The 12,643-nt window shown below is 51.8% G+C and carries 12 protein-coding genes and 1 tRNA gene; 7 read left to right on the forward strand and 6 right to left on the reverse strand.

Annotated elements, in window-relative coordinates; genetic code table 11:
• The 6 genes from tatC to MR847_RS09275 all read left to right on the forward strand — a co-directional run bounded on the left by tatC (position 1) and on the right by MR847_RS09275 (position 4,340).
• Entirely contained in the window at positions 1–696 is a 696-nt protein-coding gene (gene tatC, locus MR847_RS09250; RefSeq protein WP_287723598.1) for a twin-arginine translocase subunit TatC, read from the forward strand.
• Complete coding sequence (locus MR847_RS09255; RefSeq protein WP_287723599.1) at positions 693–1,397, forward strand: 5-formyltetrahydrofolate cyclo-ligase; 705 nt, start codon at positions 693–695, stop codon at positions 1,395–1,397. Before tatC ends, MR847_RS09255 begins: the two co-directional genes overlap by 4 nt.
• Positions 1,375–2,352, forward strand: coding sequence for a TrmH family RNA methyltransferase (locus MR847_RS09260; protein ID WP_287723600.1), 978 nt, complete (start codon positions 1,375–1,377; stop codon positions 2,350–2,352). Before MR847_RS09255 ends, MR847_RS09260 begins: the two co-directional genes overlap by 23 nt.
• An 8-nt stretch (positions 2,353–2,360) precedes the next feature.
• On the forward strand, positions 2,361–3,530 hold the full coding sequence (locus MR847_RS09265; RefSeq protein ID WP_287723601.1) for a class I SAM-dependent methyltransferase: 1,170 nt from the start codon (positions 2,361–2,363) through the stop codon (positions 3,528–3,530).
• 28 nt (positions 3,531–3,558) lie between these two features.
• A complete protein-coding gene (gene ung / locus MR847_RS09270; RefSeq protein ID WP_106519079.1) occupies positions 3,559–4,227 on the forward strand; it encodes a uracil-DNA glycosylase in 669 nt (222 codons plus the stop codon).
• A gap of 40 nt (positions 4,228–4,267) precedes the next feature.
• Positions 4,268–4,340: transfer RNA gene (locus tag MR847_RS09275), tRNA-Ala, on the forward strand.
• A gap of 163 nt (positions 4,341–4,503) precedes the next feature.
• On the opposite strand, the gene MR847_RS09280 is transcribed toward MR847_RS09275, so the two are convergent.
• Positions 4,504–4,944, reverse strand: a complete 441-nt coding sequence (locus MR847_RS09280) for a hypothetical protein (protein WP_100426124.1) — start codon at positions 4,942–4,944, stop codon at positions 4,504–4,506.
• 108 nt (positions 4,945–5,052) lie between these two features.
• Between MR847_RS09280 and mltG the strand changes: the two genes are divergently transcribed.
• Entirely contained in the window at positions 5,053–6,057 is a 1,005-nt protein-coding gene (mltG, locus tag MR847_RS09285; RefSeq protein WP_100426123.1) for an endolytic transglycosylase MltG, read from the forward strand.
• Positions 6,058–6,060: 3 nt separating this feature from the next.
• Here the strand turns inward: mltG and MR847_RS09290 are convergent, their stop codons facing one another.
• Genes MR847_RS09290 through MR847_RS09310 form a run of 5 tightly spaced genes read right to left on the reverse strand, consistent with a single transcriptional unit; the run spans position 6,061 to position 12,631 of the window.
• Positions 6,061–8,289: a patatin-like phospholipase family protein gene (locus MR847_RS09290; RefSeq protein ID WP_287723602.1), complete on the reverse strand. Its 2,229-nt coding sequence runs from the start codon at positions 8,287–8,289 to the stop codon at positions 6,061–6,063.
• Between the two features lie 21 nt (positions 8,290–8,310).
• The gene (locus MR847_RS09295) at positions 8,311–9,318 is read right to left on the reverse strand and encodes an ATPase, T2SS/T4P/T4SS family (protein WP_106519082.1); all 1,008 of its coding nucleotides are present in this window, start codon (positions 9,316–9,318) and stop codon (positions 8,311–8,313) included.
• Between the two features lie 13 nt (positions 9,319–9,331).
• Positions 9,332–10,978 (reverse strand): type IV pilus twitching motility protein PilT, encoded by a 1,647-nt coding sequence (locus tag MR847_RS09300; protein ID WP_287723603.1) that lies wholly within the window; start codon positions 10,976–10,978, stop codon positions 9,332–9,334.
• Positions 10,975–11,778, reverse strand: a complete 804-nt coding sequence (locus MR847_RS09305; RefSeq protein ID WP_287723604.1) for an ABC transporter permease — start codon at positions 11,776–11,778, stop codon at positions 10,975–10,977. The genes MR847_RS09300 and MR847_RS09305 overlap by 4 nt, the downstream gene beginning before the upstream one ends.
• Entirely contained in the window at positions 11,765–12,631 is an 867-nt protein-coding gene (locus MR847_RS09310) for an ABC transporter ATP-binding protein (protein ID WP_241899549.1), read from the reverse strand. Before MR847_RS09310 ends, MR847_RS09305 begins: the two co-directional genes overlap by 14 nt.
• Positions 12,632–12,643: the final 12 nt, after the last annotated feature.

Genomic DNA, 12,643 nt, shown 5'->3' on the forward strand with positions numbered 1-12,643 from the left:
ATGGAGCTCTCTGAGCATTTTCAGGAACTCCGTTCGAGACTTTTGACCTGTCTCGCTTGCTTTGCTGTTGTCGCAGGTATCGCCTTTTACCAATTTCCTTTCTTTTGGCGATTTGTAGAGCTTCCGTTATTCGGTACAAACCTGGTGACGCTGGTGAACCTTTCTCCCGCGGAAGGCGTTTCGGTGAACCTGCTCGTCGCCTGTATGATCGCGGCTCTTGCGACGTCGCCGATTTTTCTTTACCACATTTACGCCTTTTGCGCCCCAGCCGTTCCGACTGAGCGGAAAAAGACTTTTCTGTTTTCGGTTTTCACGGCGAGCCTCCTCTTTTTTGCAGGCGCCGCCTTTGCCTATTTTTTTGCAATTCCATTTCTTTTTTCCTTTCTCGCCGGCTATTCGAATTCCGCAATGCAGATGTGGTCACAGACTTCTTATGTCTCGTTTCTGTTCCGGTTTGAAGTGCTGTTCGCGCTGATTTTCCAGATGCCCGTAGCGGCGACATTCCTCGGCAGAACGGGCATCGCGGGCAAGGATTTTCTACTGAAGCATTTTCGCTTGGTGATTTTTCTTTCTGCGCTGTTTTCTGCGATTGTAACGCCACCCGATCTGATGTCACTTTTTTGGGTTGCGATTCCGATGATTATTTTATACGGGATCAGTCTAATCACTTACCGGATGGCCTGGAGAGCGCGATGAACGCAGAAATCGGATTTTCGGAATTCGGGCTTTTATTCTTGCTCGCACTGCTCCTGTTTAAGCCCAAGGATTTGGGAAAAGCCGTTGCGACTTTCAAATATTGGAAGGGTCGCCTTTACCGCTTGAAGTTTGACCTGGAGGATGAGCTCTTGGAAACGCAAAAAAATCCGTCCCGCAAAGAAAAAGAAAGCGCCTGGATCGTTCAAGCGATTCGCCGTTTTGAGCCTTACAAAGCCGCCGCCAAAGTCGCCGCCTTTTATCCTCTCCCGGATGAGCCTGACATTCGCCCGATCCTTCAGGAACTCGCCAAGGAAGACCGTTTGCTGCTTCCGATTACATACGACGGCGGTCTCATGGACTTTGTCGAAATTCACGATTTGGAAAAGGACCTTGTCGAAGGACGCTTTCACGTTCACGAGCCTAAAAAAGAACTGCCGATTTACCGCGGCGAAATTCCGTTCGTGCTGACCCCAGGCGTTCAATTTTCTTGGGACGGAGGTCGCCACGGTCACGGCAAAGGCTATTACGACCGTTTTCTCGAAAAGAATCCGCAGGCAATCAAATGTGGCGTCGCATTTAGCACTCAAGTATCCGAAAAGCCTTTAACCCTCAAGCCACATGACGTTCCAATGAACTATATTGTAGCCCCGAAAAACGATCCGGAAAAGGAGAACCCCCATGTGGAAGAAGCAACCGTTTAACGCAGGCCGCGAAAACAACGAAGAAGAACCGTCTTTCTCGGAAAGGCCGGCCTTTTCGCAGAGACGTTCTCCGCGCTACAACCGCGATCGTGACTTGAACCGTGGAGACCGCGATTTTCGCCGTGACCGCGCACCGCGCCGTTTTCTAGGCGAAGATGCCCGTCCGCGTCCAAACCAGGTGAACGTTGCCTTGGGCGATGCCGAAAGCGCTCCGCAGACAGCTGTCGGCGGCATCCGCGAAGTCACTGAACTTTTGACGAATTCCCCGATGAAGGTACACCGCGTACTCTTCCGTCACAATTCCGGAAATCCGAAGCTTTACAACTTGCAGAAGATGGCGAAGAAGAATCGCATTCACGTGCAGCAGGTGGAAGCCCGCATTCTGGATTCCTATGCCGTTCCAAATCAGGGCGTTGTCGCCCTCTGCAACGAAAAGGAACTTCTCAAGTGGGAGGACGTCAAGTCCGAATTCTTCGACGCCAAGGAAAAAGGCGAACGCAAGCTCGTCGTCGTCGCAACAAACATCGAAGACCCGAGAAACCTCGGCGCATGCATCCGTTCTTCCCTCGGACTCGGCGCCGACATTTTCTTGATGCCGTCGAAGGGAATGTGCGGCCTGACTCCGACTGTCACCCGAGCTTCTACCGGCGCTGTGGACAAGCTCCGCATCTGCCGTCCGGACAATCTCGAAGCGACCATCGGCGAACTCAAGCAGGCCGGTTACCAGGTTCTTGGACTGGATGCGGCCACAGAAATTTCTCTCGTCGATTACAAGTTCGGCGACCAGATCGTTCTCGCCGTGGGCGGTGAAGACGTCGGCCTTCCGCCGTTTATCGGCAAGCAGTGCACCGACATTCTTCGCATTCCAATGAATCCGGAAGCCCAGTCTTATAACGCATCCGTGGCTCTGTCTCTTGGCCTTTACGAAATCGCGCGCACACGCATGCCGAAATAACCGCCGCAATGCAGAGCATTCCTTGGGAAAACGCTGAATTTGCGCGCTTTGTGAACGAAGCTGTCCAAAAGAAGACGGATGTTCTAAAGCTCGCCGAAAAAATCTCGAAAGGCCCTTTCGCCGACTTGCGCGGACCGATTCTCGACTACATTGCGCTCGTTCCCAAGTACCGTAAAAAATTTGGAACAGATGCGCTCCTCGCCTGCGATAAGCTTGCCCTGGAGCAGTCCACCGCCGCCGATATCGGAATTTTTAAAGCACGCCTTTTTGAAAAGGCGACTTCGATCGACGATCTTTGCTGCGGTATGGGCGGCGACAGCTTTTTTTTGAGCAAAGGGATTCCGGTCCGCGGCGTAGACCTTTCAGAAGAACGCGTCGCCATGTATCGCTTTAACACCAAAGCTTTAGGCGCTCCCCGTGAAGCGATCCTCGCCGATATCCGCACCCTTGAAAAGCGGAGCGATTACTTTACCGTCGATCCCGCCCGGCGCGCCAAGGAAGGCGATAACCAGCGAAACTTTTCAGAGCTCACCCCGACCTTTGCCGAAGTCCTTGAACTTTCTAGGCTCTACAAGGGCGGTATGGCAAAGCTTCCCCCGGGATACCCGACAGAAGAATTTCCCGCAGACGCCGAAATCATTTATTTAGGCGCGAAAAACGATTGCCGCGAATGCCTTGTTCTCTTTGGTGCCCTCGCCGAAAACCCGGGCAAGACCCGCGCCATAGCCATTGACAACCAAGGAAGCGCTCACAGTTGGATTTCTGAAAGCGCCTCATCGACAGCCAAAGAACTTCCCCTCGGAGAACTCAGCGCCTATATCTCAGAACCGATTCCTGTTCTTGTCCGCAGCCATCTCTTTGCCGAAGCCGCCTTAAAATCCGCACCGGATGCACATCTGATTTCTGCAGGCATCGCCTATGCGGCAAGCAATTGCCCACTCGATAGCGAAGCATTCCATAACTTCCGCGTCCTCGGCAGCGCCCCGATTTCAACCGGCAAAGTCAAAAAGCTTTTGAAGGAATTCGACGTCGGCAAGCTCACCCTTAAAAAACGTGGCGTAGAGATTGTCCCAGAAGCCGAAATCAAGCGTCTCGCCCCCAAGGGGGGACGCGAAGCGATTCTCTTTTATACGCGCGTTGCAGGCGAAAAGACAGCGATTCTAGCCGAAGCTCTTTAACGCGTCCGCAATTTCTTATTTTTGAAACATGGTGAAGTTAGATCCGACATGGCTGGAAATGCTCAAAGACCAATTTGAGCAGCCGTACTTTTTGCACTTGAAACAAGTCCTTACTGAAGAAAAGAAGAAGTACACCGTGTACCCGCCGGGACCGCAGATTTTTGCAGCCCTCGACGAATGCCCGGTGGACAAGGTCAAAGCGGTCATCATCGGCCAGGATCCTTACCACAATCCGGGGCAGGCAAACGGGCTCTGCTTTTCCGTAGCCGACGGCGTCCAGCCGCCACCGTCCCTTGTGAACATTTTCAAGGAACTCCACGACGACGTGGGCATCCCCTTTCCACAGAGCGGTAACCTCGAAAACTGGGCACACCAGGGTGTTCTTCTGTTGAACGCAAGCCTGACCGTCCGCGCGCACCAGGCTGCCTCCCACTCTCAGATCGGCTGGCAACAGTTTACCGATACGATTATCCAGCGCCTTTCCGAACGCAAGGAAAACCTGGTCTTTTTGCTGTGGGGAAGCTTTGCCATTCGCAAAAAAATGCTCGTCGCCAAGAACCGCGGCCATCTGATTTTGGAAGCCCCGCACCCGAGCCCGCTTTCTGCTTATAGGGGCTTCTTTGGTTGTAAACACTTTAGCCTGGCAAACGCTTTTTTGAAGAGCAAGGGAATTGCGGAAATTGATTGGACACCTTGACAAGGGATTTTTCTTAAGATATATTTAGCCCGCAATCTATGGGGATATAGCTCAGTTGGTAGAGCGATAGGTTCGCAATCTATAGGTCAGGGGTTCGACTCCCCTTATCTCCACGAAAAGGTCCGCAACTCTGCGGGCCTTTTTCTTTTGCGTTCCAATATCTCAAAACGACAGCCGTCAAAGCCTGTTCCATCCGCTTCAGCAAAACATCTTGGTCATTGAAAACAAAAACGCTCCCGCAGAATTGCGAGAGCACCTTTGTGACAGATAAACGAATTAGTTTTCGTTGTTCTGCATTTCCATCGTTTCACGGTCCATCGTGTGCTGAAGGTATTCCTTAAAGTCACGATCGATGTTCACACCGTCAAATTCAGCAGCGTCTGCATCAAGAACGAACACGGCGCTCGGGTTATCCAACCAACCAACAACGTCGACGCCTTCAAGAGATAAAGACTTATCGCCTTCAGCCTTAGCGACATATTCCACAGCGCTCTTGCCAACCCAGCCTTGACCGCAGGCACCCTTCACGAGAACGGCATCGCCGTCATCCTTCACAATGCGAAGTTCATCCGTGAAAGCAGCGGTACAAACCACATCGGAACCACCCTTGGTCTTAGTCAGGTCAATATCACCGCGCTTGGACTTCACCGTCTTCGGAGCAGCCATAGCAGCAACAACCATCACAGCAAGAAGGCAGAACAAAATCTTTTTAGTCATTTCACATCCTCGATAAATAGGGGATACCCTTTTCCTAAATCTTTATCCCAAATATATCCTTTATTTTTGCAAAATGGCAAGGATTTTTTCTTTTTATATTCGGTTCATATGAAAAAATTTTTTTTCGCACTCCTCATATTGGCTTTCCTCGCCGCAGGATCGCTTTATTTTGCCAAACAGCGTATTTTCGCCCCTTCTGAAACCGAAAATTGGACCACTTTCCAGGTGGAAAACGGCTCCTCTGCGGTCAAAATTGGCAAAATTTTAGAAGCAAACGGCCTGATTTCAAACGGCAAACTGTTTTCCTGGTGGTGCAGACTCGAAAAAATCCAGTTGAAAGCAGGCTGGTACGATATTCCGCCCAAGACCAGCATCGCAAGTCTTGCCGAAATTCTTTCCTCGGGAAAGACCGCCACGCGTAAGGTCACGATTCCGGAAGGCCGAGCCTCTTGGGAAATGCCCGCCTACTTCCGAGAAGCCATCCCGGACTTTGATTCTACCCAATGGGAAAACCTCGTCCACGATGCGGAGTTCGCCAAGGAACTCGGGATAAACGCCCACAGCTTGGAAGGCTATCTGCTCCCGGATACATACCCAATAGAATACGGCGCAACCGAAAAGGACATCGCCCGGCAGATGGTAAGAGCCAACCTGAAGCTCAAGTCCGAGATGGAAGCTTTGAACAGCCCCCTCTGGAACGAGCTCGGCGGATGGCACCAGGTACTGACCCTTGCAAGCGTTGTCGAAGAAGAAACGGGCAAGACCGACGAACGCGCAATGATTGCAGGCGTTTTTGTGAATCGCTTGCGCCAAGGAATTTCGCTCGGAGCGGACCCGACGGTCCGCTTTATCTACCGCAACCTGACAGGCCCGATCTACCGAAGCCAGTTGCAAAGCGATAGCCCTTACAACACAAGACGCTTCCGCGGGCTGATGCCGGGCCCGATCTCTAATCCAGGACGCAAGGCAATCGAAGCGACTCTCCACCCAGCAAACACGGATGCGCTTTTCTTTGTCGCCAAAGACGACGGTTCGGGAACGCATTTCTTTGCAAGGACGCTGTCACAGCACAACAAGTTCAAGTCGACCGCCGCTCGGAACCGCGGCGAATAAGCCTTACCAATTCGCGCCGACCTGGAAGAAGTAGTGATACTGCTTCACATGGGTGAAGTCGCTAAAATCTTTTAAGGAAACTAGACGGCTCATACCGACGCGTACGTCCACGCTGCGGTATGCAACCCGGAGCATTGATTCCAAGAGAAGTCTGTCAGCATCGAGTTCCACGGTCGGATTCTCTTCAAAGTCGCGCATATACGCGCCAAAAATCCAGGCGCCAAAGATTCCATTGAGCAAGCCCGCATTTGCACGGATCGCTCCGTAATGATGCGAGCTTTGTTCCGCAAAATTCCAGGCTTCACTCCAAGGGGAAAGTGCCGCGTGCAAGCGAAACCAGTTGCTGATTGCAGGATCCGTCACCTCTGGAAAGACTTCCAGATCTTCGGGATATTCATAACCGTAGCCCGATTTCCGACGCACATTTACAGCCCCCGACGCTCCGATTCCAAGAGCTAGAAAATCAGTCGGAGCAAAAGCCTTTTGCGCATCGAGCGTCGACGAAAAATACAGCGGAGCGCTTCCCGAGCCATCGGAGGTAAGGTTCACCGACCGCAGCCCTAAGTTTCCCTGCAAGCGGTAACCGCGACTGCCAAACCATTCTTCAAAGCCTCCCCGACTGCGAACAAGAGAAACCTGCGGAATCCAGGAATTCACATGTAACGTTCCGAAATCTTCCGAAAGAGACGTTTTGAATTCCGATTCTCCAAGGAGAACGCTCACGACGATGTCCAATGCAGAATCCTTGTAATCCAAGGCTAAAGTCAAATCGTTTTCGCGGACTTCCAGAATGCGAAGTTCCTCGTCGAAATCCGAAAAATATCCTTTGAGCGGTTCCCGCTTGGAAATATTTCCTTGGACGGAAACGCTTCCACGACCGCCGAACATACCGTGAATTCCAAGAGTCGGACGGACCGCGTAAGAATGTTCCCCCACATAGCCGTCCACGGTAAACGCATATTCAAACTGATTCACATAGCGAAAATCCATGCCCGCATAAGCAAGAGGCCCAAAAAGATTGGACCCGAAACCGCCCACTCGGAATTCTAGAATCGGAGTTGTCTTTGCCGAGACTTTGGCGATGCCCACGGAGTCCATATTAATTTGTACAGAATCATAGAAAGGCGATTCAGAAATCCGCTTCAAGAACTTGGCCGGTGCCTGAAGACCTGTATCCGCTTCGTTCCAATACGCAGATACATGCGAATAGGAAGCAGACGGCAAACTTTCAAAAGACGGTTCAATGGTAAAGCGCGGAAGAATGGAATCTTGTGGAGGCGGGCGATCCTTGGCAAATTTGGCAATCGGAGCAAGCTCCCCCATTTTCTTTTCAGCATCCGAGTAACCCAACTGCATCAAGGCAAGCGGCGAATCTTCCGAAACGACATGCGGACGGATGACGACCAAATGCCGAGAGGAATCTTCTTTTTGCAGGCGCACCTGTTCCAGAGCGTTTTCAAAGCCGGCAATAGTCATCACACCGTCGTGCGAAAGGCTCTTTCGCAGCGGATACGCGCTCACGTAAAGGGCAAAAGCGGAATCCTGTGGCACAAAAGTCGGGCAGTTTTCCCCCGAAGTTTCGCGGAACGGAAGCGAAGCCAAGGCCGTTGACGAAAGAAGAGTTCCCTCTTTGCAGGCGAGTGCGGTAAACGGTACCACACTGGAATCCGCTCGCGTTAAAGCCTCTTGAATTTGAAAGCGAAAAAGGGCCCGGCTATAAGCGGCGGAATCCGGATCCAGATCTTTTGCACGAAAATGCGCATAACCATCAGAATCCCCAAAGAACGCATAACGGAAGGCAAGCGACGGTGTTCCCGATTTGGAAATCGGAAGATTCACCAAAGGCTTTTCCGCTGCATTTTTAGAAAGAAGCTGAGAAACAAAAAGCGAGTCTGTGATCAATCTTTGGATGTTGTCCAGTTCAAAGCCTTGACTCCAAAGGGCTCCGATGAATGCGCCCCAAGATGTTCCCACGACAGAATCCACCGGAATGCGGTAATCACGCACCGCATACAAGACGCCGAGCGAATACCAGGGAGAATATGCTCCCCCGCCGAGATAAAGGACCGTTTTTTGTGGAACGGGTTGTTCGTTTGAAACAGACCGTTCGTTTGAAACGAGCTGTTCATTTGAAACGGCAGAATCTTGCGTTGAAACGACAGTTTCGCCTTGCGCAAAAATCAATGCACTTGCAAAAAGGATTGCGGCACATCCGCTTTGGAAAATGCTCATGAGCCGTTCTCCTTTTACCGACTACAGAAAGTGCGATTCATCGACCGCGTAAAGGCGAGCCGCATCCTTCGTAATGCGGTTATCCTTCACCAGTGCGAGCAAGGAATCGTCGAGCGGGAGCATTCCTTCCGAAATAGCGGAACGCATCGCCTGAGGAACCTTGTAATATTCGCCTGCGTGAATGAGCGGTGCAATGTTCGTGTCGTTGTAAAGCACTTCCCACGCCGAAACAAGAGATGTCTGGTCTGCAGAAAGGATAAGCCTTTGCGTGACAATCGCCTTCAAGTTTGCGGCGAGAAGCGTCTGGGCGAGCTTTTTATTTTCCGCGGTTTCTGCGGAAAGCAGATACGTCAAAACGTCCTTGGCACTGCCTGCATTGACCGTGGCGACGACAAGCGCGCCCGATTCTGCGGCTTTGAGCATGGGGACGCAGGATTCCGCTTGCAGATCTCCGAGCCAGAAAAGGTCGGTTCCAGAAAGAACGTTCTGGGCGATTTCATCGACAAGCGATACATGTGCGCGGTTCTTTTTGACAAGGCTCTGACCGGTCTGCATTTTGTATTCCGGCAGAGGATCGAGGAAGCTCGCGCGGAGAACCTTCTTTGTGCATAGTTCCGAAACATAAGCCGAAGCCGTCGTCGTCTTACCGCACGCCATCGGACCTGCAAACAGAACAATTCCCGAACAGGCGCCAAGCAGGCTCGTCACCGAATCCGGAACCTCTAGCGAAGCGAGCATCGGAGCGTCCAAGCCAATCGGATGCAATGTCGCCATCTTGCCGAAAGCTTCACGTGAATAGCGCACGCGCCATTCGATATTTTCCCACGGGCCACCGCGAAAAGCTCCGCTTTCTCCGTCTAGCGGACCTAAAAAGTTTTCCAAATCGCCGAACTCTAATTTTGGAGCATCCGGGATCATGCGCACCTGTCCTGCAATACGCACAGCAGGCACAAGTCCTTCCGCCAAAATCAAATCCGAAGCGCCAATCTGCAACGCATAATTCAAAAACGTATCCAGAGAATTCGCCATGCTCACATCTCCTTTACTTCTTAGGACGGTATGCCGCAAAACGGCGACGGTTCAAAGAACGCTGCCAGGCGTCTTCCCCGCGAATATAACCGGATTCCACCAGGTTCTGCAAGGAATCATCCAAGCTGAGTCCCAAATTCTTGGCAGCCGCAATCGCAGACGGAAGCTGAATCAGTTCCCTGCGACGGATCAAATTCGCAATCGAAAAAGTCACCTTCAACGCTTCTACAGCGAGCACCTGATCCTGATTATCGATCACCGGAATCAAGTGTTGAACAATGACTCCCTTCAGTTCATCGGAAAGAGCTGCGGCGAGCTCATCTTCACGATCCGCAGCCGCACTGAGCAAGCGAGAAAGCAAACCGTAAACATCATTGCCGGCAGCCACAGCAAACACGAGCGCGCCTGCCGAAGATGCCTGCAAAGCAGCCCAAAGTTCATCGACCGTTTCGAGATGGTCAAAAAGAATCACGCCCGCCCCAGCCTGTACGGCATCGTGCAAAGCCGAAACACCGGATTTTGCATGCAAGCCGACTTCCTTCTGCACCGTCATGCCATTCCCATTTGAAAGCAAACGTTCCACCGGCTTTTCTATGGATTCCAACAGGACAAAGCGCTTTTGAGAAAGAGCTTCGCCAAAGGCGCCAATCGTCGTTGAACGCCCACTTCCCGAAGGGCCTGCAATCAACACAAGGCCGTGCGGCAAATCCAAAAAATCGGCACAGAACGGCGGCAGGTAAAGCTTATCGAGCGGGATTGATTCCGCCGAAATCACACGGATGGCAAGCGAAGGAATCGTATCGTTCCACGTGACCGTCAAACGGTTACGGCCTGCACCAGCAAGAGCAAAGGACTTGCTAAAATCCACCCCGACAACCGGTTCGTATCCATCCGCAAAGCCCAGTTTGGCTTCGGAAAGCAGTTTCGAAAGTTGCGAAGCATCAAACGGATTCTCGTTCACGTAATGGACCGAGCCGCAGACTCGCATCGCGATCGGAGCGGTTGCCGAAAGATAAACGTCCGTCGCTTTATAATTTCTGGCAAACGCCAAGATTTCGGCGAGAGAATTTTCATTCGTCAGCTGACTCGGAACAGCAATCGACCCTTCCCCGCTTTCGATTTCAAAGCGGTCCGGCAAAGCCTCTTCCACAGGCTTGTCGTCTGCCATCAGTTCTTCTTCTGCAGAGGCGATGGCGACCGGGGCAATGCGCGTCTGTTCCAAGCCTTCGACCTTTTCAATCTGAACGCTTGTCGCGGTGGATTCCCCATACGGATTATTACCTTCCAAAGCCAAAGGCTTTTCTGCATCCGTCTTCGGAGCTTCTGCAACTGGAGCGGGTTTCGACGTTGGAGCAGGCTTCTGCGCGGGCTTCGGAGTGGCCGCCTTCGGGCGTTCAAATGCAGAAGATGCAGGATTTGCCTGTTCCTGTTTTGTCTGTGCAGCCTTGGCTTCTTCCGCCGCCTTCAGCTTGACTTCCAAATCCTGGACATACTGCGAAACCGCAGCATAGGTCTGCTGATCGAGAATCCCAGCTTCGAGCAAGAGTTCGCCGAGGTCGTGCGACGCATCGATTTTACCCCAATACTCTTGAATCTGCCGTTCCGAAACCAAATTGTTCGAGAACAGGACCTTGGCCATGATTTGGTTTTTTGTCATCATACGAAATCCCTACGGCTAAACCACCAGCTGGCAATCGCAAGGAACACTCCGATATAGCCCAGAGCATACAAGCTATTCCAGAAGATGTAATGAGTCGGAAGCGCAACGTTATGCACCACATAGGCAGAAATATCAAAACGGTAAAGACCCGGGAACACCGCGTGAATCACGCTCGCCACCTTTTCCAAAACCACACCCTGACCGCCTTCGATTTCACCCACACGGCGCACAAAGTTCACCTGTTCCATGAGTTCATTGGAAAGACGTCCAGCCATGTAAATGCCGATTGTGAAAAGAGCTGAAAGCACCGGACTCGAAAAGGTCGAGAAGAGAAGCGCCACGGCAACGACAATCGCCATTTCCCAGAAAATCAAATACACCGCGTTCAGAAGGGAAAGCGTCGGGTTCGAACCGGTCAGTGCAAGGATCACGTAATAGACCACGGTCAGCAAGGCAAGGTGTACCGCAATCACTCCCAAAAGGCCAAGATACTTGCCGACGATAAACACCGCACGGCTAATCGGCTTCGAAAGCAAGGTCAAAACGGTTCGTCCCTGGATTTCCTTCTGTACAAGGCTAATGCCCACAAAGACGGAAATCAAAAGGCCCGAAATCGACATGATGCTGAGAGTCGTAGACTTGATCACATGCGCACGGTCAAAGACAGACCATTCGCCGAGCAAGATGCTAAAAAAGGCAAGCGCAATCGCCAAGAACACGATGTTATAGAGCACCTTGTTTCGAACGGATTCGCGGAAGGTGTTCAACGCGATAATTCCAATATTCTTAATGTTCTGCACGAGCAATCTCCTCGGTCAAAACGTCTTCCAGGCTCGGACGCTGATGTTCCATGCGTTCAATCGGAAGTCCAGACTTGAGACAAAAATCAATGAAGCGGTCGCGGGCTTCTGCATTCTTGCAGACCCATTCGCGCGGCGTCGTTCCCTGCGGTTTCACATCTTGCGGAAGATCCGCATCTGGAATGTCAGCAGCCACGTGAACGTGATATTCCGCAGAAGTATTCAACGTAATGTCATCCACTGTACCTTCGCGAACGATCTTACCGCCCACGACCATCGCCACACGATGACTGATCGTTTCCACATCCGAAAGCAAGTGGCTTGAATAGAATACGGTCACGCCTTCCTTGTTCAAGGAAAGGATCGCTTCACGGACATCCTTACGACCCACCGGGTCAAGTCCGCTCATCGGTTCATCGAGAATCAGGAGTTCCGGCTTAGAAAGAATCGCCTGGGCAATGCCTACGCGCTGCATCATCCCTTTCGAATAGGTGCGCAGCCTGCGGTCGATCCAATCCTTGTCCGCATTCAAAAGCGAAAGCGCCCACGTGATGCGGTCTTCGAGAGGCTTACCATCAAGGCCGCACAAGCGTCCGTAAAAACGCATCAGTTCGCGACCGGTGAGGTAATCGTAAAAGTACGGCTGTTCAGGGGAATATCCTAAGTGCTTGCGACTTTCGACCTTCGAAGGTTCAAAGCCTGCGACGAGAATCTTTCCCGAATCCTTACGGAGAAGCCCTGTGAGCAGTTTGATCGTCGTCGATTTTCCGGCGCCGTTCGGGCCGATAAAACCGTAGATGACACCCTTCGGCACATGGAAGGTCACATCGGTAAGCGCCTTTTTGGGACGCATGAAAAATCCCGA

Source organism: Hallerella sp. (genome assembly GCF_022776125.1).
In the GTDB taxonomy this organism is placed as follows: domain Bacteria; phylum Fibrobacterota; class Fibrobacteria; order Fibrobacterales; family Fibrobacteraceae; genus Hallerella; species Hallerella succinigenes.

What these genes read in the sequence shown, in the direction of transcription:
- mltG (WP_100426123.1), top strand. Translation starts at nt 5,053, where the DNA reads ATGAAAAAATTTTTTTTCGCACTCCTCATATTGGCTTTCCTCGCCGCA.
- MR847_RS09300 (WP_287723603.1), bottom strand. Translation starts at nt 10,978, where the DNA reads ATGATGACAAAAAACCAAATCATGGCCAAGGTCCTGTTCTCGAACAAT.
- MR847_RS09295 (WP_106519082.1), bottom strand. Translation starts at nt 9,318, where the DNA reads ATGGCGAATTCTCTGGATACGTTTTTGAATTATGCGTTGCAGATTGGC.
- MR847_RS09260 (WP_287723600.1), top strand. Translation starts at nt 1,375, where the DNA reads ATGTGGAAGAAGCAACCGTTTAACGCAGGCCGCGAAAACAACGAAGAA.
- MR847_RS09280 (WP_100426124.1), bottom strand. Translation starts at nt 4,944, where the DNA reads ATGACTAAAAAGATTTTGTTCTGCCTTCTTGCTGTGATGGTTGTTGCT.
- MR847_RS09255 (WP_287723599.1), top strand. Translation starts at nt 693, where the DNA reads ATGAACGCAGAAATCGGATTTTCGGAATTCGGGCTTTTATTCTTGCTC.
- tatC (WP_287723598.1), top strand. Translation starts at nt 1, where the DNA reads ATGGAGCTCTCTGAGCATTTTCAGGAACTCCGTTCGAGACTTTTGACC.
- ung (WP_106519079.1), top strand. Translation starts at nt 3,559, where the DNA reads ATGGTGAAGTTAGATCCGACATGGCTGGAAATGCTCAAAGACCAATTT.
- MR847_RS09265 (WP_287723601.1), top strand. Translation starts at nt 2,361, where the DNA reads ATGCAGAGCATTCCTTGGGAAAACGCTGAATTTGCGCGCTTTGTGAAC.
- MR847_RS09310 (WP_241899549.1), bottom strand. Translation starts at nt 12,631, where the DNA reads ATGCGTCCCAAAAAGGCGCTTACCGATGTGACCTTCCATGTGCCGAAG.
- MR847_RS09290 (WP_287723602.1), bottom strand. Translation starts at nt 8,289, where the DNA reads ATGAGCATTTTCCAAAGCGGATGTGCCGCAATCCTTTTTGCAAGTGCA.